General features: G+C 44.5%; 20 protein-coding genes. 5 read left to right on the top strand and 15 right to left on the bottom strand.

All coding sequences use genetic code 11. The features are described 5' to 3' along the window. Nucleotides 1-2 precede the first annotated feature (2 nt). The 11 genes from AC5162_RS04675 to AC5162_RS04725 all read right to left on the bottom strand — a co-directional run bounded on the left by AC5162_RS04675 (nucleotide 3) and on the right by AC5162_RS04725 (nucleotide 12365). Complete coding sequence (locus AC5162_RS04675) at nucleotides 3-1157, bottom strand: zinc-binding alcohol dehydrogenase family protein (protein ID WP_496534095.1); 1155 nt, start codon at nucleotides 1155-1157, stop codon at nucleotides 3-5. A 99-nt stretch (nucleotides 1158-1256) separates the two neighbouring features. Continuing rightward, nucleotides 1257-3110 carry a translation elongation factor 4 gene (gene lepA, locus AC5162_RS04680; protein ID WP_496534096.1) on the bottom strand — a complete coding sequence of 618 codons (1854 nt, stop codon included), beginning with the start codon at nucleotides 3108-3110 and terminating at the stop codon, nucleotides 1257-1259. A gap of 155 nt (nucleotides 3111-3265) precedes the next feature. Next, nucleotides 3266-5323, bottom strand: a complete 2058-nt coding sequence (glyS, locus tag AC5162_RS04685; RefSeq protein ID WP_496534097.1) for a glycine--tRNA ligase subunit beta — start codon at nucleotides 5321-5323, stop codon at nucleotides 3266-3268. Beyond that, a complete protein-coding gene (gene glyQ / locus AC5162_RS04690; protein WP_496534098.1) occupies nucleotides 5323-6270 on the bottom strand; it encodes a glycine--tRNA ligase subunit alpha in 948 nt (315 codons plus the stop codon). The genes glyS and glyQ overlap by 1 nt, the downstream gene beginning before the upstream one ends. A gap of 46 nt (nucleotides 6271-6316) precedes the next feature. After that, a complete protein-coding gene (locus AC5162_RS04695; protein WP_496534099.1) occupies nucleotides 6317-7681 on the bottom strand; it encodes a DUF2130 domain-containing protein in 1365 nt (454 codons plus the stop codon). Nucleotides 7682-7965: 284 nt separating this feature from the next. Continuing rightward, nucleotides 7966-8511 (bottom strand): ribosome recycling factor, encoded by a 546-nt coding sequence (frr, locus tag AC5162_RS04700; RefSeq protein ID WP_496534100.1) that lies wholly within the window; start codon nucleotides 8509-8511, stop codon nucleotides 7966-7968. Beyond that, nucleotides 8511-9236, bottom strand: coding sequence for a UMP kinase (pyrH, locus tag AC5162_RS04705; protein WP_496534101.1), 726 nt, complete (start codon nucleotides 9234-9236; stop codon nucleotides 8511-8513). The genes frr and pyrH overlap by 1 nt, the downstream gene beginning before the upstream one ends. A gap of 92 nt (nucleotides 9237-9328) precedes the next feature. Then, nucleotides 9329-10213: a translation elongation factor Ts gene (gene tsf, locus AC5162_RS04710; protein ID WP_496534102.1), complete on the bottom strand. Its 885-nt coding sequence runs from the start codon at nucleotides 10211-10213 to the stop codon at nucleotides 9329-9331. 101 nt (nucleotides 10214-10314) lie between these two features. Continuing rightward, nucleotides 10315-11088: a 30S ribosomal protein S2 gene (rpsB, locus tag AC5162_RS04715; RefSeq protein ID WP_496534103.1), complete on the bottom strand. Its 774-nt coding sequence runs from the start codon at nucleotides 11086-11088 to the stop codon at nucleotides 10315-10317. Nucleotides 11089-11263: 175 nt separating this feature from the next. Then, the gene (locus AC5162_RS04720) at nucleotides 11264-11575 is read right to left on the bottom strand and encodes a GIY-YIG nuclease family protein (RefSeq protein WP_496534104.1); all 312 of its coding nucleotides are present in this window, start codon (nucleotides 11573-11575) and stop codon (nucleotides 11264-11266) included. Nucleotides 11576-11600: 25 nt separating this feature from the next. Beyond that, entirely contained in the window at nucleotides 11601-12365 is a 765-nt protein-coding gene (locus tag AC5162_RS04725) for a tRNA1(Val) (adenine(37)-N6)-methyltransferase (RefSeq protein WP_496534105.1), read from the bottom strand. Nucleotides 12366-12432: 67 nt separating this feature from the next. Between AC5162_RS04725 and AC5162_RS04730 the strand changes: the two genes are divergently transcribed. Next, the gene (locus AC5162_RS04730; RefSeq protein WP_496534106.1) at nucleotides 12433-13068 is read left to right on the top strand and encodes a lysophospholipid acyltransferase family protein; all 636 of its coding nucleotides are present in this window, start codon (nucleotides 12433-12435) and stop codon (nucleotides 13066-13068) included. Between the two features lie 10 nt (nucleotides 13069-13078). Here the strand turns inward: AC5162_RS04730 and AC5162_RS04735 are convergent, their stop codons facing one another. Beyond that, complete coding sequence (locus tag AC5162_RS04735) at nucleotides 13079-13300, bottom strand: YneF family protein (protein ID WP_496534107.1); 222 nt, start codon at nucleotides 13298-13300, stop codon at nucleotides 13079-13081. A gap of 219 nt (nucleotides 13301-13519) precedes the next feature. Between AC5162_RS04735 and lexA the strand changes: the two genes are divergently transcribed. After that, nucleotides 13520-14155, top strand: coding sequence for a transcriptional repressor LexA (gene lexA, locus AC5162_RS04740; RefSeq protein WP_496534108.1), 636 nt, complete (start codon nucleotides 13520-13522; stop codon nucleotides 14153-14155). A gap of 56 nt (nucleotides 14156-14211) precedes the next feature. On the opposite strand, the gene AC5162_RS04745 is transcribed toward lexA, so the two are convergent. Together AC5162_RS04745 and thrC are read right to left on the bottom strand one after the other, a co-directional pair. Beyond that, nucleotides 14212-15306 carry an aspartate-semialdehyde dehydrogenase gene (locus AC5162_RS04745; protein WP_496534109.1) on the bottom strand — a complete coding sequence of 365 codons (1095 nt, stop codon included), beginning with the start codon at nucleotides 15304-15306 and terminating at the stop codon, nucleotides 14212-14214. 55 nt (nucleotides 15307-15361) lie between these two features. Beyond that, a complete protein-coding gene (thrC, locus tag AC5162_RS04750; RefSeq protein WP_496534110.1) occupies nucleotides 15362-16822 on the bottom strand; it encodes a threonine synthase in 1461 nt (486 codons plus the stop codon). Between the two features lie 133 nt (nucleotides 16823-16955). On the opposite strand from thrC, the gene AC5162_RS04755 reads away from it, so the two are divergent. The 3 genes from AC5162_RS04755 to AC5162_RS04765 are packed head-to-tail and all read left to right on the top strand — an operon-like array spanning nucleotide 16956 to nucleotide 20465. Continuing rightward, nucleotides 16956-18200: a homoserine dehydrogenase gene (locus AC5162_RS04755; protein WP_496534111.1), complete on the top strand. Its 1245-nt coding sequence runs from the start codon at nucleotides 16956-16958 to the stop codon at nucleotides 18198-18200. Continuing rightward, nucleotides 18194-19069 carry a homoserine kinase gene (gene thrB, locus AC5162_RS04760; protein WP_496534112.1) on the top strand — a complete coding sequence of 292 codons (876 nt, stop codon included), beginning with the start codon at nucleotides 18194-18196 and terminating at the stop codon, nucleotides 19067-19069. Before AC5162_RS04755 ends, thrB begins: the two co-directional genes overlap by 7 nt. A gap of 43 nt (nucleotides 19070-19112) precedes the next feature. Then, nucleotides 19113-20465: an aspartate kinase gene (locus AC5162_RS04765; protein ID WP_496534113.1), complete on the top strand. Its 1353-nt coding sequence runs from the start codon at nucleotides 19113-19115 to the stop codon at nucleotides 20463-20465. Nucleotides 20466-20521: 56 nt separating this feature from the next. On the opposite strand, the gene AC5162_RS04770 is transcribed toward AC5162_RS04765, so the two are convergent. Further along, nucleotides 20522-20655: IS3 family transposase (locus AC5162_RS04770; protein ID WP_496534116.1), on the bottom strand; the 134-nt coding region annotated here is incomplete at its 5' end.

The raw sequence follows: 20655 nt of genomic DNA on the forward strand, positions 1-20655 counted from the left end.
AACTAGTCTTGGTTAATTTGTTCTTGATTAGTAATTTCAACGGGTGCTACATGGTCTAACTGGGTTTCAGCAACCTCGCTTTGACCATCTTCATCAACTAAGAAATCAACTACCACCTTTCCCGTGGTGTGGTGGCCAGCAACATCTTGGTTGGCAAAGCGGATATTATCAGCGGTTAAGCCTTGGTAGACCTTGGTAACGGTTGGCTTAATCGCACCATCATCAAGCAAGGTTGCCACTTTGGCCAAAATTTCACCTTGCTCTGCCAAGTTAAAGTCTTCGTTGCCCCGGGCTAGCATAAAGATCCAGGCAAATGAAGCAGCCTTACTCTTCAAGTCTCCCAAGTCAACTGGCAAGGTTGTATCCACAATCGCCGCAATTTCACCATAAGGCTTAATTGTTTGAACCATCAAATTCCAATAAGCCGTTGTATCCTGTAAGTTGGCAATATAGTCAACGGTTGGATGGTCGATGGCAGCCAACTGCTGGACTAAGTCTTCATGGTAGTCTAAAACAAAGTCGGCACCAAGTTTACGGACCCAATTTTTGGAGTCCGTTGAGCCAGCCGTGGCAATAACTGTTAAGTCCAGGTACTTGGCCATTTGGATCAAGACAGACCCAACACCACCAGCACCATTAATAATCAAAACTGTTTTACCAGTCCCAGCACCTTCTTCAACTGGCAAATGAAAGCCATGGTGTAAAACATCATAAGCCGTAATCGATGTTAATGGCATTGCGGCTGCATCAACATTATCCAATGTTTTTGGGGCTTGAGCAATCAAGTCCGCATTGACGGCTTGGTAAGTAGCATCAGCTCCAGATTGAAGCTGTTTACCAGCATAAAAGACCCGGTCACCCACTTCAAACCCGGTCACCTTCTTACCGACTTCTTCAACTTGGCCAACGACGTCTAAACCAAAAATCCGAAAGGCCCCAGTATCCTGGTAACCAGCCCGCATCTTGGTATCGACCGGGTTAACCGCCGAAGCCAAAACCTTAATTAAGACTTCATCAGCCTTCGGACGGGGCTTTGGTACCTCTCGGTGGATAAAAGCATCTGGTTCCTTCAAGGAACCATTCCGAATGACGCCAACCGCATCCATTTTTGGCCGAAAATGGTCAACAAAGTTTTGAAAAACATTTTTTAATGACATTAAAAATCCCTCTTCACGAATAACTCTAGTTACAGGTTATTCTAAACTTGTGTCGGACTATTTTCAAATATGTGAATCACGTTTCAAAGTGACTTCTTCTTAATTACCCCGAGCGTACTTTTCATCCTCGTCGGTCTTCAAGACCGCCATAAAGGCTTCTTGTGGAACGGTAACGGTTCCAACCGCCTTCATCCGAGCCTTCCCACGCTTTTGCTTGTCTAACAACTTTGCCCGGCGGTCAGGGTCACCGGTGTGAATTTTCGAGGTAACATCCTTCCGGTAAGCCTTAATATTCGTCCGAGCTAAAATCTTGTTTCCGATGGCCGCTTGAACTGGGATTTCGAAGTTTTGCCGTGGAATAATTTCCTTTAGCTTAGACGTAATAATCCGACCACGTTCTGCCGCAAAATCACGGTGAACAATAAAGGATAAGGCATCAACCTTTTCAGAGTTTAACAAGATATCAATCTTAACCAAGTTGGCAGGTCGGTAACCAGCTAACTCGTAGTCCAAGGAAGCATACCCCCGCGTAGAAGACTTTAGCTTATCGAAGAAATTAAAGATAATTTCTGACAATGGCAAGTAGTATTTGACGTTGACTCGGTTCTCATCCAAGTATTCCATCGTGTCAAATTCGCCCCGTTTACGCTGGGCAAGTTCCATCACTGCCCCAACATACTCGTTTGGTACCATGATATTACCATGGATATAGGGTTCTTGGATTTCTTTAATTTGCTGAGATTCTGGTAATTCAGACGGGTTTTCGATCATCAAGGTTTCATTATCAACCGTCGTGACTTCATAAGTAACTGATGGTGCAGTCGTTACCAAGTCTAAGTCAAATTCACGTTCCAACCGTTCCTGGATAACATCCATGTGCAAAAGGCCCAAAAAACCAACCCGGTAACCAAAGCCCAAGGCTTGCGACGTTTCTGGTTCAAAAGTCAAAGCCGCATCGTTTAATTGCAACTTTTCCAAGGCTTCCCGCAAATCACCGTACTTAGCATTGTCAGCTGGATACAATCCGGAATATACCATCGGCGTCATTGGTTGGTAACCGGGCAATGGTTCGTCAGCTGGATTATCAACCAAGGTCACCGTATCACCCGAATGAGTAGTTTGAATATCTTTAATCGAAGCAGTCAAATAGCCGACATCGCCAGCCATCAGGTAATCACGTTTTTGGGCATCAGGAGACATCACCCCAACTTCCGTGACCTCGTATTCTGCGCCGGTGTTCATCATTCGAACCTTATCACCGGGCTTCACCACCCCTTCTCGGACCCGGATGTTGACCACTACCCCACGGTAGGCATCGTACTGAGAATCAAAAATCAAGGCTCGCAAAGGTGCTTTCAAATCCCCATCAGGTGCTGGAAAGTCCGAAACGATCCGTTCCAGTAATTCTGGAATTCCGATGCCTTGCTTGGCAGAAACTAAGACCGCATCTTCGGCATCCAAGCCAATCACATCTTCAATTTCCCCCTTCACCTTATCAGGGTCAGCAGCAGGCAAATCAATCTTATTGATAACTGGCAGAATTTCAAGGTCGTTTTCAATTGCCAAATAAACGTTAGCCAGGGTCTGAGCCTCAACTCCTTGGGCAGCATCAACCACCAAGATTGCCCCCTCAGCCGCAGCCAAAGACCGAGAAACTTCATAAGAAAAATCAACGTGTCCAGGGGTGTCAATCAAGTGAAAAATATAGTTTTCACCATCATTGGCCTTGTAGTGGACCTCAACGGCATTCAATTTAATCGTGATACCACGTTCCCGCTCCAAGTCCATCGTATCCAAGAGCTGGTTTTGCATATCGCGTTCAGCGACCGTTTCAGTTTGTTCCAAAATCCGGTCGGCAATTGTCGACTTTCCGTGGTCAATATGGGCCACAATCGAAAAGTTACGAATGTGTTTCTGCCGTTTTTTTAGTTCTTCAAGCGTTAAATCTGCCATTAATGTCCTACTTCTTAAAGTGATTTCTTACCCTCTATTTTACAGGAATTTCCCCCGTAACAAAACTGTTTTATTAAAACGAAGGTGATTTCAAGCAAAAAGGATGGTAAAGTCCAATTCACCATCCTTTTATATAAGTATGCTTATAATAGTCTTTATTTGATAACGATTTGTTCAATATCACCCAAACCAGCAATCAATTTATTCAAAGCCGTCAATTGAGCGTAACGGTTGTTCTTGACCGCCTTCTTTGGATCATTAACCAAAGTGTTGTCAAAGTAGTCAGCGATTGGTTTTTGCAAGGCAGCCAGAGCCTGGTACAAAGCTTCTGCTCCCTGGTCTTCCAACTTAGCTAAGTCCAAATCAGCACTTGCTTCATACAAGGCCTTTTCTTGGTCATTAGCCAATAGATCGGCCTTTACGGCTGCCTCAACTGGTTCCTTAGCTGCCAAGCGACTAACTCGTGACAAGGCTTCCATCACATCACGGAAGTTGTCGTCCTTAGCATGGCTAGCCAAAACGTTAGTCCGGTCCAAAACATAGACCATATCACCATCGTGAACATCAGCCGTTCCAGCTGAAACAATGTCAGAACGGATGCCATCATCAGCCGCCAACTTCCGGACCCGGTCCGTCAAGAATGAAATGATTTGAGCCAAGTCTGTATCGGCCACTGCCTGGTTTTGATTCTTAAACCCAGCCAAAACATCCGCTAAGTTCAAGTGCCAATCATGAGCTGCCAATGTCCGAACAACACCGGTTGCCGCCCGACGGAGTCCATAAGGGTCATTGGCACCCGATGGGATCAAGTCCGCGGCAAAGAAGGTCACAATTGAATCTAATTTGTCAGCAATCGCCAAAATTGCCCCAACCTTTGACTGGGCCACTTCGCCGGTAGCAGAAGTTGGCAAGTAGTGTTCCAAAATCGCATGGGCAACAGCATCGTTTTCGCCAAAGAGCTTAGCGTAGTGTTCACCCATCACCCCTTGTAACTCGTCAAATTCACCAACCATACCAGTCATCAAATCAAACTTGTAGATTTCAGTTGCCCGGTTCAAGTCAGATAGTTCGTCAAAAGACAAGCCCAAGGCCTGTCCTAACTGACCGGCCAAACCACGGACACGGCCCATATGTTCGTAAACCGTTCCAATCTTTTCATGGAAGACCAACTTTTGAACCCGGTCCATGTAGTCGCTAATTGATTTTTGCTGGTCTTCTTGGTAGAAGAAAACGGCATCTTCAAGGCGGGCAACCAAGACCTTTTCGTTTCCGGCAATGACATTGTCCAGATTGTCTTCATTTCCATTTCGAACAGATAAGAAGTGTGGTAACAATTGACCATCTTCATCGGTCACAAAGAAGAACCGTTGGTGGTCACGCATTGACGTAATCAAGACTTCCTTTGGCAAATCAAGGTACTTGTCGGCAAAGTTACCAGCAAAGGCAGTTGGCCATTCAACAATGTTGTTAACTTCTTCAAGCAAGTCCTGGGCATGGTCAGTCGACAAGTCCAAGTGCCAGCTTTGGTCCTTAGCAATCTTTTCCAACTGAGCCTGGATGGTTTGCTTTCGCTTGTCAGCATCCACCACTACAAAGGCCTGGTTCAAGTCAGCTTCATAGCTAGTTGCTGACTTAACTTCAACGTTTTCAGTTGATAAGAAACGGTGCCCACGAGTGTGGTTACCAGTCCTAACATCCAAAACGGTAAAGTCAACGACTTGACTATCAAGCATCGCCACTAACCAACGGATTGGTCGAATATAAGAAAAGCGGTGGTTTCCCCACTTCATATAGGTTGAAAAGGTCATCTTTTCAACCACTTCTTCTCCCAACTTAGCCAAAATTTCACCGGCGGGCACCCCAGCAATTTCTGTCTTAGCCCAGAGGTAACCATCTTTTTCAATCAGGGCTTCTGGAGTCGTCTTTTGACCGCGGGCAAATCCCTGAGCGGCCTTTGACCAGTCACCATTATCGTCTTTAGCCCGGTCAACAGAAGGACCACGCTTCTCTTCTTCAACAGCCTGTGACCCGTCAGCCAAGTCTGTTAATTGCACGGCAAGGCGGCGTGGCGTTGAGAAGGGCTTGATTTGCCCGTAGTCCAAGCGCTGGTCTTTCAAGAAGTCAGTGACCCGGTCAACTAACTGCTTTTCAGAACTCGTCACTAAATGGGCTGGCATTTCTTCCAAACCAATTTCTAAAATAAAGTCTGCCATTAGTCTTGGTCCTCCTTTTTCGCATACTTACCATTCTTACCAAGGTACTTTTCACGAAGTTCTTCATCCTTCAAAAGCGGGAATCCGAGCTTGGCCCGTTCTTCGATAAAGACTTTTGACACTTGACGGGCCATTGTCCGAATCCGGTGCAAGTAGCCAGCTCGTTCTGTGACAGAAACTGTTCCACGGGCATCCAATAAGTTAAAAGTATGTGAAGACTTCAAAATATAGTCATAGGCTGGATGAACCAAGCCAAGGTCCAAGTTATGTTGGGCTTCTTTTTCAAAGTCATCAAAGTGCTTTAAGAGCATTTCCTGGTTTGATTCTTCAAAGGCATACTTTGAGTGTTCGAATTCTGGTTCCTTGAAGATGTCGCCATACAAGACCCCATGGCCCCACTCCAAGTCGTAAACCGTTGGTACGTCTTGGATATAAGAAGCCAACCGTTCCAAGCCATAGGTAATTTCGGCCGTCACGGAATCAACTTCGATTCCACCAACCTGCTGGAAGTAAGTAAACTGAGTAACTTCCATCCCATCAAGCCAAACTTCCCAGCCAATTCCAGCAGCTCCCATTGAAGGGTTCTCCCAGTTATCTTCGACAAAGCGGATATCGTGTTCTAATGGCTTAATTCCCATGGCTTCTAATGATGCCAAATACAATTCTTGAATATTGTCAGGCGATGGCTTCATGACCACTTGGAACTGGTGGTGCTGGAACAAGCGGTTAGGATTATCGCCATACCGGCCATCAGCTGGCCGCCGTGATGGCTGCACATAAGCAGCCTTCCAAGGTTCTGGGCCATTCGCCCGTAAAAAGGTATAGGGGCTTTGGGTCCCTGCCCCAACTTCTGTATCATATGCCTGCATCAAGTTGGCCCCGTTCCCGGCCCAAAACTCCTGTAGCGTCAAAATAATGTCTTGTACTGATAGTTTTTCACTGGACATAGTTTTTTTCCTTTACTTAAATCTGAAATATCACGGTCAATTTTTCTTAAGAATCATCACCTGATTGACCTGCTGGTTCATCTAGGGCAGCAAACTTACCCTGCATGGTGGGATTACCCTTGGTTAACCGCTTAACTGAGAGGTCATCTAACTTATTGTTAGCCAAGCGGAGTTGGTTTTCAGAAGTCGTCAATGACTTTTTAACATTTTCCATCTGACTAATAGCCCGGTCAATCTGGTCAATTGCCTTTTGAAAATTATTGGAATAAGAGGTGTAATTCTTAGCAAACTTGGTCTTAAAATCATTGATATTATTCTCAAAGTTAGTAATATCAATGTTTTGGTTTCGTTCTTCTGCCAATGCCTTCTTATAATCCAAAGAATCTAATGCGGCATTTCTTAGCAAACCAATGAAATGCACAAAGAACTGGGGCCGGATCACATACATCTTGGGATAATTTGGGACCTGAACAATCCCTGTATTGTAATAGTCATTATCCGATTCAAGTAGTGAAACCAAGACGGCGTACTCCGTTTTCTTCTCTCGCCGGTCTTTGTCCAGTTCCTTGAAGAAGTCTTCATTTTTATGCTTACTTTGCGTCTGGTCAGCTTCATTTTTCATATCAAACATGATTGAGATAAACTCAACATCGTCTTGGTAGTCTCGGAAAATAAAGTCGCCCTTTGAGCCCGACTCCTTCGACACCTCGTTATCCTTTTCAAAATAAGCATTTGGAAAGGCATAGGGACGAATTTTATTGAATTCCTGGTGGGCATAGACTTCTAGGCTTTCGCCAATTTCTTTGGTTGATTGCTTAGCCTTAAAATCTTTATAAAATTCAACTTCCTTTTGCGCCGCCTGCAGTTGAGCATCATAATCGGACTTGACCTTAGCCAAAGCCAATTCTTGGTCCCGGTCTTGGTTTTTAACCTGGTTTTGTAAGTTCGCCAAGTCTCTTTCAAGTTGCTGACTCTTTTCAGCTTGCTGGTCTTTTTCGGCTTGAAAATCAGCTTGAAGAGTCTCCTTTTGCTTAACTAAAGCTAATTCTTGACTACTAGCCTGCTGGTCTTTTAAGCTGTTTAATTCAGCCGTTAAACTTGCTAATTGCTTTTCCAGTTCACTTTCTTTAACCCGGGCTTTTTCCAAAACCTTAGCTTTGGATTGTTCAACCACCAAGTCAGACTTTTGTCGCTCTTGGTCCAGTTGCACTGCTAATAGTTTTTCTTGTTCCTTAGCAAACTCATCTTTTGCTTTAGCAACCTTTTGCTCAATTGCCGTTTGAACAGCCTGACCCAGTTGACTAACATCAACTTGCTGTTCATCCTTTAAGTCAAGTATGTCACCGGCTTGGCCGGCTTCGTTTAACACTAGGACTGTTTCTGATTCTAAGTGATACTTTAACTTTGCCATTGCACAACCTCCTTTTCTGACAAAAAAACGCCCGTAAGCACGCCTAATGTCAAGAATCTGACACCAGGACGCTTACGCGCGGTTCCACCTGATTTCCAAAGGGCAAGCCCTTTGACACTTTCACGTTCAGCACTCGCCGGTTTCCAAGCCGGGTCACGGTGTTGAATAATCTAAAGATATTATCCCTTTTTTGAAAGTAAAAAGCAAGAAAAATTAATAACAAAAAAGCACACTCACATAGTAGTAAGTGTGCTTATCAAATATTAATTATTAAACTAAGAACTTTAAATCGTCAACAATTCTTCTTCTTTTTCCGCTGCGATGTCATCAATCGCCTTGGTATTTTCATCCGTCAACTTCTGAACTTGGTCTTCGGCATCATGGACTTGGTCTTCTGTCATGTCGTCATCTTTTTTGATGGCATCCATTGCATCACGACGGACGTTACGAACAGCAACCTTTGCCTTTTCAGCTTCAGCCTTCACTTCTTTAACCAATTCCTTACGACGTTCTTCTGTCATTTGTGGAATAGCCAAGCGGACAAGGTTACCGTCAGAAGCTGGGTTCAAGCCCAAGTCAGACATGTTAATGGCTGTCACAATCGCTTCCAAAGCATTCTTGTCAAAGGGTGTAATCAAAAGCATCCGTGCTTCTGGTACCGAAATTGAGGCAACCTGGTTCAATGGAACCATTGCTCCGTAGTATTCCACCTCTACTCGGTCAAGGATTCGAGGATTTGCCCGACCAGTTCGAATTTCTGCTAATTCACGGCGCAAGGCATCTTGGGCCCCGTGCATCCGTTCTTTTGTACTCGTTAAATCAAAAGCCATTATTTTTCTCCAGTCACAGTGGTTCCGATGGCTTCACCCTTAATCACCCGTTGAATGTTACCGGGTTGGTTTAAGTTGAAGACAACCAGTGGCATGTTATTTTCCATTGAAAGTGATGAGGCCGTTGAGTCCATCACCTTCAAACCTTTTTGAATAATATCCAAGTGCGTCAAAGTTTCAAACTTTTTGGCATCTGGGTTTGTCTTAGGGTCCGCATTATAAACCCCATCAACGCCGTTTTTAGCCATCAAAATCGCATCAGCATTGATTTCATTAGCACGCAAAGCTGCTGTTGTATCTGTTGAGAAGTATGGTGAACCAACCCCAGCGGCAAAGATAACAATTCGTCCCTTTTCCAAATGACGGATTGCCCGACCACGGATATAAGGCTCAGCGATTTGTTGCATCGTAATCGCCGTTTGGACGCGGGTACCAACACCGGCACGTTCCAAAGCATCCTGCAAAACTAAGGCATTCATGGTCGTCCCAAGCATACCAGTATAGTCCGCCCGTGACCGTTCCATTCCAACCTTTGAAGCTGGTTCGCCACGCCACAAGTTACCCCCACCAACAACGATGGCGATTTCAGTGCCCATATCATGAACAGCCTTAATTTCTTGTGCGATTTGTGCGACAGTGTCCAAGTCAATTCCTTGACCTTTTTCACCTGCTAGAGCTTCGCCTGATAGTTTCATCAAGACGCGTTTGTATTTTGTATCCGTCATGGTTCCCCTCTTTTCTTACTATCCATTATAGCAAATTTCAAAAGATTTCCGTAAAAAAAGCGCCCAATTTATTGGACACTTTTGAGTAAAAATTAGTTGTTGATTTGCTTAGCAACTTCTTCTGCCAAGTTTGTCGTTTGCTTTTCGATTCCTTCACCAACTTGGTAACGGACAAATGACTTAACCGTCATGTTGTTATCAGCAACGAAGTCAGCAACCTTTTGGTCACCATTCTTAACGAAGTCTTGGTCAAGCAAAGTGATGTCAGCCAAGAACTTCTTGATCCGGCCTTCAACCATCTTTTCCTTGATGTTGTCAGGCTTACCGTTCAAGTCTTCAGATTGCAACTGAACTTCCTTTTCCTTGGCAACAACATCAGCAGGAACTTCTGCATCTGACACATATTGTGGGGCGATGGCTGCGATGTGCATGGCAACGTCACGGGCTGCGTCGGCGTTTGAACCAGTCAAAACAGCCAAAGCAGAGATTGAACCACCCATGTGTGAGTAACCGCCGAAGACTTCGTCAGCTGACTTGTCGGCAGTTGCGAAACGACGCAAAGTAATCTTTTCACCAGTAATCTGTGAAACGTTGATAATCTTGTCGTTAACAGTCCGGTCTTCTTCACCAACAACAGGCAAAGCAAGGGCTGCTTCAACATCAGCAGGTTGCTTTTCCAAAATTGTCTTTGTAACAGCAACCAACAAGTCGTTGAATTCCTTGTTACCAGCAACGAAATCAGTTTCTGAGTTCAATTCGATGATGGCAGCCTTGTCACCTTCAGTCATAACATAAGTCATTCCTTCAGCAGCAACACGGTCGCCCTTCTTAGCGGCCTTTGCCATTCCCTTTTCACGCAACAAGTCGATGGCCTTGTCGATGTCACCATCAGCTTCAACCAAAGCCTTCTTGGCATCCATCATTCCAACAGATGTCTTATCACGTAATTCCTTAACTAACTTTGCAGTAACAGCCATGAAAATGCTCCTTTTAGCTTTTCTTTTATAATCTAGCAAATAAAAAGCCGCCCAGCGTCCCAAGCAGGTCCACCGGAACGGCAAATCAGATAAATAATCGCTTAGTTGTTCTTTTCAACAATTTCAGTGATTTCTTCGATTGATTCAGTGTTTTCGTCGCCTTCGATGAATGCATCTTCAGCAGCGTTATCTTGGCCTTGACGACCTTCGATAACAGCATCAGCCATCTTAGCAGTGATCAAACGGATGGCACGGATAGCATCATCGTTTGCAGGAATCTTAACGTCAACATCATCAGGGTTGGCGTTCGTGTCAATCATAGCTACAACAGGAATGTTGAGCATGTTGGCTTCCTTAACGGCGATTTCTTCCTTCTTAGGATCAACAACAAACAAAACATCTGGTAAGTCTTGCATGTCTTCGATACCACCCAAGAACTTTTCCAACTTTTCGCGTTGCTTGTTCAACAAGACAACTTCCTTCTTAGGCAAACGTTCGAAAGTACCGTCTTCGGCCATTGCCTTCAAGTCCTTCAAGCGCTTAACACGAGTCTTGATTGTGTTCCAGTTAGTCAAAGTTCCACCCAACCAACGGTGGTTGATGTAGAATTGACCAGCGCGTGATGCTTCTTCTGCAATTGCATCTGAAGCTTGCTTCTTAGTACCAACAAACAAGATGTTAGCGCCATCAGCTGAAGCGTTACGCATAAAGTTGTAAGCTTCATCAATCAACTTAACAGTCTTTTGCAAGTCAATGATGTGAATGCCGTTACGTTCCGTAAAGATGAACGGTGCCATCTTTGGATCCCAACGACGAGTTTGGTGTCCGAAGTGAACTCCTGCTTCAAGGAGTTCTTTCATAGTAATAACTGCCATTTTGGCCTCCTAGGTTTATCCTCCGGTAAATTCTTGGTTCGCACTGACATTTGCATGCACCTGTACGTTCTCGTTTACCGTGTGTATTTGCGTTGCTTTCACAACAAGAAATATTTTACTAGATAAAAAGGCTAAAAGCAAGCCTATCTAGCAACTTTTAGCCCTTTTATTCAATTTATTTTCGCCCCGCTTGGTGACCCTGCCAAATTGCTGGGTCAATCCCCCGGTCCACTAAGAACTTTTCCTTTTGAACCCGGGACAAGTGCTTAAAGGTGGCCTCAGCAGAAAGGGCATCATGTTTACTATCAAAGGTGTCATAGTAAATCAGTTGCAAGGGGTGGCGAGACTTTACCCGGGTGAACTTAGCCCCCTTACCCGCCTGGTGGGTTTTAAACCGCCTTTTAGCATCATCTGAGAAGCCACCATAAAAGTACCCATCCGCCGTATATAAAACGTAAAAATCATATGTTTTTTCGCTATCAGCCACAATCTTCCTCTATAAAATAGTCAATTTATAATGTCCAAGGCTTACCATATAAAATTTCTTGAACCTGGTCAGTGTATTGGTCGTCTTTTGTATAGGCCACAATCGGTGGTAAGATTCGAACACCACCGGTTTTACCAGCCTTAATTGCTTCAACTAAAACCATATTCGCCTCACGACCAGCTTTGCCATAGACAAACTGAATTCTTTTTACCATTAATTTTCGAGCTGCTAAGGCCGCCATAATGTCTGCCAGCCGTTCCGGCCGGTGGACTAAGTAAAACTTACCATTATTTTTCAATAATTTATTGGCAACCTGAGCTAGACCAGGTAAGTCAATCGCAATTTCATGCCTGGCTAGCTGGTAGTGTCGGTCTAAATTTTGCTTAGTGGTCTCATTGGTCGCAAAGTATGGCGGGTTACACAAGACCGTATCAACCGAACCGGGCTTGATTTCTGAAAAGACGTCTTTCATGTCTCTATTAATGACTGCAACCCGGTCTTCCAGTTGGTTTAACAAGACCGACCGCTCTGCCATTTTTGCCAAGTCTTCTTGTAACTCAACCAGCTTAACCTGACCGGTAACCTTCTTAGCATAAAAAAGGCCAATCGCACCAGTCCCGGCACCAAGGTCAACCGACAACCCTCGTCCTTTTTGCTTTGGCTTAGCGAAATACGCCAGTAAAACGGCGTCAAGGGAATAAGCGAACATATCTGGATTTTGAATAATTTGAACGTTTTGTGATGGCAAACCATCAAGTCGTTCGCCAGGTTGTAAGTTAATTGCTGTCATTGAATTTGCCTTTGAAATGATTTATCAGTAAAATTATTAGGTTAAGTGAATTTGAAAGGACAAGCAGATGTTATTTTACCGCTTTATCCGCGTCTTTACCGTTTCCTTTGTCGCCATTATTAATGGCCGAGTAACGTACATGCACAAAGACCGGATGCCAAAAGATGATAACTTCGTTTTGGTTGGCCCACACCGGACATGGTGGGATCCCGTTTGGTACGCAATGGCCGCCTACCCTAAGAAGTTTATCTTTATGGCCAAAAAAGAATTATTTAAAAACCGTGCTTTGCGGAAGTTAATCGTGTCATTGGGAGCCTTTCCCGTTGACCGTGGTAACGTTGGGATGGAAACCTTAAAGCACCCAATTAACGAACTGAAAAACGGTAACCGGTCATTGATTATGTTTCCAACCGGGTCACGGCATTCACAAAAGTTGAAGTCTGGTTCAATCTTGATTGCTAAGCTATCAAAGAAGCCAATCGTGCCAGCCGTTTACCAGGGACCAGTGAAGTTTTCTGACCTATTTAAACGCAATAATACCACAATTAATTTTGGTGAACCAATCAAAATTGACCCAAAGGCCCGGTTAACGGACGAAGTAATCGCTGAATATAACGAAAAAATTCAACAAGCCTTTGACCAATTAGATCAAGAAGTTAACCCTGACTGGGTTTACGTTGATCCAAAAAAGCAAAAAAAATAAGCCATCCGGCTTATTTTTTTTGTGTTTTTTGACTCTGGGCCTTCATCTGGCTCATCATCTGGTTCAACTTCTTCTGTGATGGCTTTTGTCCCATCGACATCATCATTGACTTCATCATTTCTTCTGAAATGGGTGGGTTCTTAGCCAAGTATGACTTCATAGTAAAGCGGGCCAAAAAGAACCCTCCAACCAATCCGACAACCAAGGCCAAAATTCCAACTAATACCAACATGGCAGTCTCCTTTTGTTACGAAAATCTATAAGACATTATAGCATACAAAAGCCTTCTTTTAACTTTCTTTTAACCCAAGTTTTGAATCATTTGCACTCATTTCGTCTAAAAGTAAAAATGTTTAAGCTATCTTAAGAAAATCTTACGAACATTTGTTTGCTTTTAGCGAAATTTTTCGCTAAGATAAACGTAGTATTAAGAGGCAGGAAGTACATACATATGGCAAGTTCGGACTCAAAACAAATACAAGTACTACGGTTCATCCACGAATACCAATCTTCAAACGGATTGCCACCTACTATTCGCGAAATTGGTGAAGCCGTTGGCCTGTCATCATCATCAACCATTCATGGTCATGTGGCCCGTTTGATTAAAAACGGCTACTTGGAGAAAAAGGGAGTTGGAACCAAGGCCCGTGCCATTGAAGTAACCGACGAAGGACTTGAAATCTTGGGTGTTTCTTCAAACGCTGGTAAGATTCCTGTCCTGGGCCTTGTCACCGCCGGCCAACCAATCCTAGCTGTTGAGCAAGAAGCAACCGAGTTCTTCCCTATTCCTGAAAACTTGATTCCATATGACGGCGACCTCTTCATGTTAAACGTTCGCGGTGAGTCAATGATCAACATCGGTATTCTAGATGGCGACAAAGTGATTGTCCGTCGCCAACAAACAGCCGACAACGGTGATATTGTTGTTGCCATGAACGAAGACAACGAAGCAACCGTTAAGCGCTTCTTCCAAGAAGGTGGCCACTACCGCCTTCAACCGGAAAACGATACGATGGCACCCATCATTTTGGATTCTGTTTCAATTCTTGGAAAAGTTGTTTCCCTTTACCGAGATGCCATTTATTAAATTAACAAATGAAAAAGGCGTTGCCTGCTGGCAACGCCTTTTTACTGTCTAATTTTTTATTTGGCAAAAGTTGAATCAGTTGGAACTTGGACCAAATCCATTGAAACCAACCGTTCAGCAATTTCAACCGTATTCCAAGCAGCCCCCTTCAACAGGTTGTCTGAAACAACCCAGAGGTGGAAAGCCCCCTTGTTTTCCAAGTCCGGACGGATACGACCCACAAAGGTTTCCCGCCGTCCTTCAGCTTCAATTGGCTGTGGGTAGGTTTGAGTACTTGGATCATCTTGCAAGACAACCTGGTCAGCAGCAGCCAGAGTCTTTCGCAAATCATCAGCTGTTGCACTTTCATCACCAGTATCAATGTAGACACTTTCACCATGACCAATCATAACGGGTACTCGAACAGCCGTTCCAGTTACCTTGATGTCTTTGGCGTCCTTATCACCCAGGATAATTTTTTTCGTTTCATGGATCATCTTGTATTCTTCGTGGGTGTAACCCTCATCTTCGAAGACGTCAATTTGTGGCAATAAGTTAAAGGCCAATGGGTAATGTTTCTTATCACCCTTCACTGGCAAGACATGGGCTAAGTTATGCATATCTTCACCAAGTAACTTAGCTTGGGCTTCTGCCAAAACTTCGTCCATGGCCGCCTTACCAGCACCAGAAGCGGCTTGGTAAGTCGAAATAATCACCTGGTCCAAACCATACTTTTCGTAAAGAGGGTTCAAGGCGACTACCAACTGAATCGTTGAGCAATTAGGGTTAGCAATAATTCCTTGGTGGTCCTTTAAGGCCTGTGAGTTAACTTCTGGCACAACCAAAGGTACTTCATCGTTCATCCGCCAAAATGATGAATTGTCAACAACTACAGCCCCCGCTTTGACAGCCATTGGTGCAAACTTCTTTGAAGTCGCCCCACCAGCAGAGGCCAATACCAAATCAACCCCTTCAAATGATTTCGCCGTTGCCTCTTCAACAACCAGTTCCCCATCATTGAAGGGCACCTTCTGACCGGCCGACCGGGCAGAGGCCAAAGCCTTCACTTCACCAAATGGAATTGTTGATTGAGCCAACTGGTCCAAAATTCGGCGGCCAACTGCCCCGGTCGCACCTAAGACGGCAACATTATAAGTTTGGTTTTCTGACATGATTTATTCTCCTTCATTCTCTTTTATTTTCTAAACAAGTGTAACCACTAACACATCAGTACTTTTGAAAAGCGGTCATAATTTCTGATTGAATTTGACTGGCTTTAATAACTTGTTTATGCCGGACTGGTCGGTCAAAGAGTGTTTTCACTGGTTCAGGTTCCAAAACCCCCGTTTTTTCTGCCAAAGCATTCAAGCCACCTTTACCAGGGACAACTTCCTCACCCAAGGCTTCCAAGACGGTCTGTGGGAACTTGTATGGACTAGCCGTGGCAGCCAAGAGGGTCTGATATCCGTCATCTTGGTACTGGTGAACACCGACAGCGGTATGTGGATCAAGCAAGTAACCGTCTTTTTCAAAAGTTGTTTTAACCGTCTCTTGGACCGTTTGCTCATCCGTCCAACCTGCTGAAAATTTACCAAGCTTAGCAAACGTATCAGCCGGTAGTTGGTAAGTCCCCTTCTCAGCCAAGTCTGCCATTTGACTAGCCACCGCTTCGGTATCCCGGTCAGAAGCAAAGTAGAGTAACCTTTCCAAATTAGAAGAAACCAAAATATCCATTGCTGGCGCGTTGGTAACTTTAAAATCACGGTTACGATCGTACTTACCTGTTTCAAAGAATTCGGTCAAAACGTTGTTTTCATTTGAAGCAACGGTGAACCGGTGAACTGGGAGACCAATTTGACTCGCATAATAAGCTGCTAACATATTACCGAAGTTACCGGTTGGCACCAAAATATCAATTTCTTCACCGCCCTTAATTTGGCCAGTTTCAATTAAATGACCATAACCATAGAAGTAATAAACAATCTGCGGTACCAGGCGACCAATGTTGATTGAATTAGCTGAGGAGATTTGAATATTTTGCTCATCTAAGAAATCTGCAAAGTGTTCATCACCTAACAGCGCTTTAACCGCCCGTTGGGCATCATCAAAGTTTCCTTTTAATCCGAGCACATGTGCATTCTTACCTGGCTCTGATACCATCTGTTGACGTTGAATGTCTGAGACACCAACTTCTGGGTACAAAACAGCAATCTGAGTGCCAGGAACGTCAGCAAAACCAGCCATGGCCGCTGTTCCGGTGTCACCAGATGTAGCCGTTAAAATAGCGATTTCCTTATTTAAACCAACCTTTTTAGCAGCGGTTGTAACCAAGTGTGGTAAAGCCTGTAAGGCAATATCTTTAAAAGCCAACGTTGGACCGTGGAAAAGTTCTAAGTAGTGCAGGTTCCCTTGGTCTTTGACTGGGACAATTTTGTTATCATCCCATTGTTTTCCATACGCTTCTTTGACAACGGTTCTGACTTCTTCTGCCGTAAAGTCTGGCAAAAAGGCTGCAAAAATTTTGCTAGCCAAATCTTGGTAACTTTCTTTTCCAAGCTTCTGCCAGTCAAAATTAATAGTTGGCCACTGGTCTGGGACATACAGCCCACCATCTGGGGCCAAACCGTGTAAAATCGCTTCAGCAGCGCTAACTGCCGGAGCCTTTCCCCGTGTTGAAACGTATTGCATGGGAATCTCCTTAAATCTCATTTTATTTTAATCTTATTATAACAAACTAGTTCCTTTTTATGCAGGAAAATGTTAAAGTTAATAAGAAATTACCAGAATTATTTGGTAAAAAACACTAAAAGGAGACCATGTGATGACAAAAATTGGCCTTTTCGGTTTAGGAACCGTAGGAACGGGATTATTATCCTTAATAGACGAACAAAAGCAAAAGATTAAAGAAACTACCGGTTTGGACCTCACCGTCAAAACCGCGCTCGTCTCGACCCTTGGTAAAAAACGAACCGAACTGGCTGATACCATCAAGCTCACCACCGACCCTAAAGATATCCTCCAAGACCCTGAAATTGACTTGGTCGTGGAGGTTGCCGGTGGAACAGGTCTGGCCAAAGAATGGATTCAAACCGCTTTACTGAGCAAAAAACCTGTGGTCACCGCTAATAAAGACCTAATTGCCACTGCTGGTGAAAAACTAAGTGAGTTAGCCGAAAAGGCCCAAGTCCCTCTGCTCTATGAAGCAGCAGTTGCTGGGGGTATTCCGATCTTGACCACCCTCCGCCAGTATTACCGGTCAGACACCATTCGGTCACTAACTGGAATCGTTAATGGTACGACCAACTATATGCTGACGCAAATGGTTGAAAATGGGATTAGTTATGACCAGGCATTGAGTCAGGCCCAAGACCTTGGCTTTGCCGAAGCGGACCCAACTAACGACGTTGCTGGCTACGATGCGGCTTATAAGGCAATGATTCTAGCCCGACTGGTCTTTGGGCTGAAGGCCAACCTCAACGACTTAGACGTCCATGGAATTAAAGGTGTGACAACGGCAGATATTGACGCCGTCCAAGTCCTCGGCGGCCAAATCAAACTACTTTTCAACATTCAAGAAGTATCTAACAACCAAGTTGCGCTTTCAGTGGCCCCACAAGTCGTCTTACCCCACTCACCACTAGCCCAAGTTCAAAATGAAAACAATGCCATTGCCGTGACGAGCGATAACCTTGGCCAAGCGGTATACTACGGTCCTGGTGCCGGGGCACGACCAACCGCTCAAGCAGTATTAGCAGATATCTTAGTTGCTGCTGAAAATAGTCACCGCCACGTTCAAACTGAAGACAGTACGATTGAATTGGCCAAACCAGCAGAACAAGCCTATTGCTTCATCTTAGAGAGCAAGCATAGTAGTGAAATTGCGACCGACTTACCCGTTGAACTAAACGACCTTATCAACCATGAAGGCCGCTATGACTTAACCGCCAGTGATAGTCAGCTGGTCTTGTATACCAAATCAATTAACCAGGTGAACCATGACCTGTTGCTGGAAAAACTAGCGCCTAACCACCCGTTGGTAAAGGAGTTTGTGATTTCACCATGCTAAAAATTACAGTTCCTGCCACTTCGGCCAACCTAGGCCTTGGTTTTGACACACTTGGCTTAGCCATTGATTTGAACCTGACCCTAGAAGTTGGCCCAAAAGCCAAAGAATGGCAAGTTACTCACCCCTACGGGGCGTTGGTTCCAACAGGTAAAGATAACCTGATTATCAAAACCGCCTTATTAGTGGATCCAACGATTCCACCACACGAGATTACCGTGAAAAGTGAAATTCCTTTAGCACGAGGCCTTGGTTCTTCGTCTTCAGCCCTTGTCGCTGGCCTTATTTTAGGCCACTACTTAGCAGAAGGAAAAGTTGATAACCAACAGCTCTTAGAAGAGGCCACCGCTTTAGAGGGGCACCCGGACAACGTTGCCCCCGCCATTTTTGGCGGCTTACAACTGACAAGCGCGCTCACTGGTACCGTTCAAAGTCACCGTTTGCCAATTGCTAGCGACCTGGTGGCCGTGACTTTTGTCCCAAACTACCCCTTGGAAACGAAAAAAGCTCGGGCTGCGTTACCGGAAAAAATTAGTTTGAAAACAGCCATACAGCAAAGTTCAAGCTTAGCAAACCTAGTAGCCGCTGCCTACCAAGAAGACATGGAGACCTTCCAACTTCTTTTGGAAAAAGACCAAGTCCACGAACAGTACCGGGCTGACCTAGCCCCTGAATTTTTAAAGATCCGCTCAATTGCCCATCAATTAGGATTGACCGGCACCTACCTTTCAGGGGCAGGCCCAACGGTTCTTTCCTTAATCAAGAAAGACCGAGCAAATGAGCTAATTGCAGCCATTAAAGCAGCTAATTTAAACGGTCAAGTGGCCACCTACCGCCTACAATCATCAGGCTATTCAATTCAAACATTATAAGTAAACGTATGAAAGGAGCGTTGGCTATTAAGCCAACAGCACTATGAAAGTAACAAAATTTGGTGGCTCTTCCCTAGCCACCGGTGAACAGTTTGACCGCGTTATCGATATTCTTCTGCAAGATCCCGACCGACAAGTCGTTGTCACTTCCGCTCCCGGAAAAGCCGATCAGTATCCAATCAAGGTCACCGACCTGTTATTGACCTATGCCAAAACCGTCATCTCGGGCGAAGATTCCTCTGATATTGAAAGTCAAATCAAGGCCCGCTATCAAAGTATCGCCGACCATTTTTCTTTACCCGATGAAGATGTCCAACCCATTTTGCAACAGATTACCAACCTACGTCTCCGGCACTACCGGTCATTTGACTACTTGACTGATGCCTTTGCTGCCCACGGTGAGTTTTTAAACGCCCAGCTCTTGGCTAAAGTCTTAAATGCCAAAGGTGAAAAGGCTGAGTTTGTTGACCCACAGGCGATTCGGATGAAAACCGATAGTGCCCAAGCTACTTTGGATGATAATGCCACTTACCCGGCCCTAGCTAAAATCGACATTAAGCCTGGCGTCCGTTACATCTTCCCCGGTTTCTTTGGCTACAACGACCGTAATGAAATTGTGACCTTTTCCCGTGGTGGTTCTGACATTACCGGTGCGATTGTTGCCCGTGGCTTGATGGCTGATGTCTATGAAAACTTTACGGACGTCTCAGCAATCTATGCCGTCAACCCTCACCTTGTTGACCACCCCGTTGCCATTAAGAGCATGTCTTATAGCGAAATGCGGGAACTTTCTTATGCCGGTTTTGCGGTTTTCCACGACGAAGCAATTATTCCAGCTATCCAAGGCCAGATTCCCATTAATGTCAAAAACACCAATGACCCACAAGCGCCTGGAACCTGGATTGGCCCAGCTGACCAACATAAGCCAGACTACCCCGTCACTGGAATTGCTTCTTCGGACGACTTCTCAGCCCTATACATTCACCGCTACCTGCTTAACAAAGAAATCGGCTTTACTTTAAAAATTCTACAAATCTTAGCCAAGCACGGTGTTTCATACGAGCACATGCCATCTGGAATCGATGATTTAACGATTATCTTTAACAAAAAGAACTTAAACAAAGAACAAATCGAGCAAATCCAAACAGATATTGAAAAAGAGATCCAACCCGATACCATGACCTGGCACGACCATTTCGCCATTATCATGGTCGTTGGTCAAGCAATGCAGCAACGAGTTGGTGCCTTCACAGAAATTGTGACACCGTTAAAGGATGCTGGTATTTCTCTTCAAATGGTTAACCAGGGTGCTTCTGAAATTTCCATTATGCTAGGACTTGAATCAGCCAACGTTGATGAAGCTGTCCAAGCGATTTACCATAACCTCTTCCATTAAAATTTAAAGTACAAAAAAGACGGTAGGTTTGATATGAACCCCAAAATTAGGACATGTCATTGAGCGGCCTTTAGGACTGATGCCCGATATTCAATCGGCGTCAGTCTTTTTAGTTTGCTCTTAATTCGTTTTGTATTGTAATAGTGAATATATTCTTTGATGGCTTGATTGAGTTCTGAAATTGAATGAA

The sequence above is a fragment of the Fructobacillus sp. ChS1-6f1-1-27 genome (assembly GCF_059579415.1).

What these genes read in the sequence shown, in the direction of transcription:
- rpsB (WP_496534103.1), bottom strand. Translation starts at nt 11,088, where the DNA reads ATGGCAGTTATTACTATGAAAGAACTCCTTGAAGCAGGAGTTCACTTC.
- lexA (WP_496534108.1), top strand. Translation starts at nt 13,520, where the DNA reads ATGGCAAGTTCGGACTCAAAACAAATACAAGTACTACGGTTCATCCAC.
- lepA (WP_496534096.1), bottom strand. Translation starts at nt 3,110, where the DNA reads ATGGCAGATTTAACGCTTGAAGAACTAAAAAAACGGCAGAAACACATT.
- AC5162_RS04735 (WP_496534107.1), bottom strand. Translation starts at nt 13,300, where the DNA reads ATGTTGGTATTAGTTGGAATTTTGGCCTTGGTTGTCGGATTGGTTGGA.
- AC5162_RS04730 (WP_496534106.1), top strand. Translation starts at nt 12,433, where the DNA reads ATGTTATTTTACCGCTTTATCCGCGTCTTTACCGTTTCCTTTGTCGCC.
- AC5162_RS04695 (WP_496534099.1), bottom strand. Translation starts at nt 7,681, where the DNA reads ATGGCAAAGTTAAAGTATCACTTAGAATCAGAAACAGTCCTAGTGTTA.
- pyrH (WP_496534101.1), bottom strand. Translation starts at nt 9,236, where the DNA reads ATGACGGATACAAAATACAAACGCGTCTTGATGAAACTATCAGGCGAA.
- AC5162_RS04765 (WP_496534113.1), top strand. Translation starts at nt 19,113, where the DNA reads ATGAAAGTAACAAAATTTGGTGGCTCTTCCCTAGCCACCGGTGAACAG.
- frr (WP_496534100.1), bottom strand. Translation starts at nt 8,511, where the DNA reads ATGGCTTTTGATTTAACGAGTACAAAAGAACGGATGCACGGGGCCCAA.
- AC5162_RS04745 (WP_496534109.1), bottom strand. Translation starts at nt 15,306, where the DNA reads ATGTCAGAAAACCAAACTTATAATGTTGCCGTCTTAGGTGCGACCGGG.
- glyS (WP_496534097.1), bottom strand. Translation starts at nt 5,323, where the DNA reads ATGGCAGACTTTATTTTAGAAATTGGTTTGGAAGAAATGCCAGCCCAT.
- tsf (WP_496534102.1), bottom strand. Translation starts at nt 10,213, where the DNA reads ATGGCTGTTACTGCAAAGTTAGTTAAGGAATTACGTGATAAGACATCT.
- AC5162_RS04675 (WP_496534095.1), bottom strand. Translation starts at nt 1,157, where the DNA reads ATGTCATTAAAAAATGTTTTTCAAAACTTTGTTGACCATTTTCGGCCA.
- glyQ (WP_496534098.1), bottom strand. Translation starts at nt 6,270, where the DNA reads ATGTCCAGTGAAAAACTATCAGTACAAGACATTATTTTGACGCTACAG.
- AC5162_RS04755 (WP_496534111.1), top strand. Translation starts at nt 16,956, where the DNA reads ATGACAAAAATTGGCCTTTTCGGTTTAGGAACCGTAGGAACGGGATTA.
- thrC (WP_496534110.1), bottom strand. Translation starts at nt 16,822, where the DNA reads ATGCAATACGTTTCAACACGGGGAAAGGCTCCGGCAGTTAGCGCTGCT.
- thrB (WP_496534112.1), top strand. Translation starts at nt 18,194, where the DNA reads ATGCTAAAAATTACAGTTCCTGCCACTTCGGCCAACCTAGGCCTTGGT.
- AC5162_RS04725 (WP_496534105.1), bottom strand. Translation starts at nt 12,365, where the DNA reads ATGACAGCAATTAACTTACAACCTGGCGAACGACTTGATGGTTTGCCA.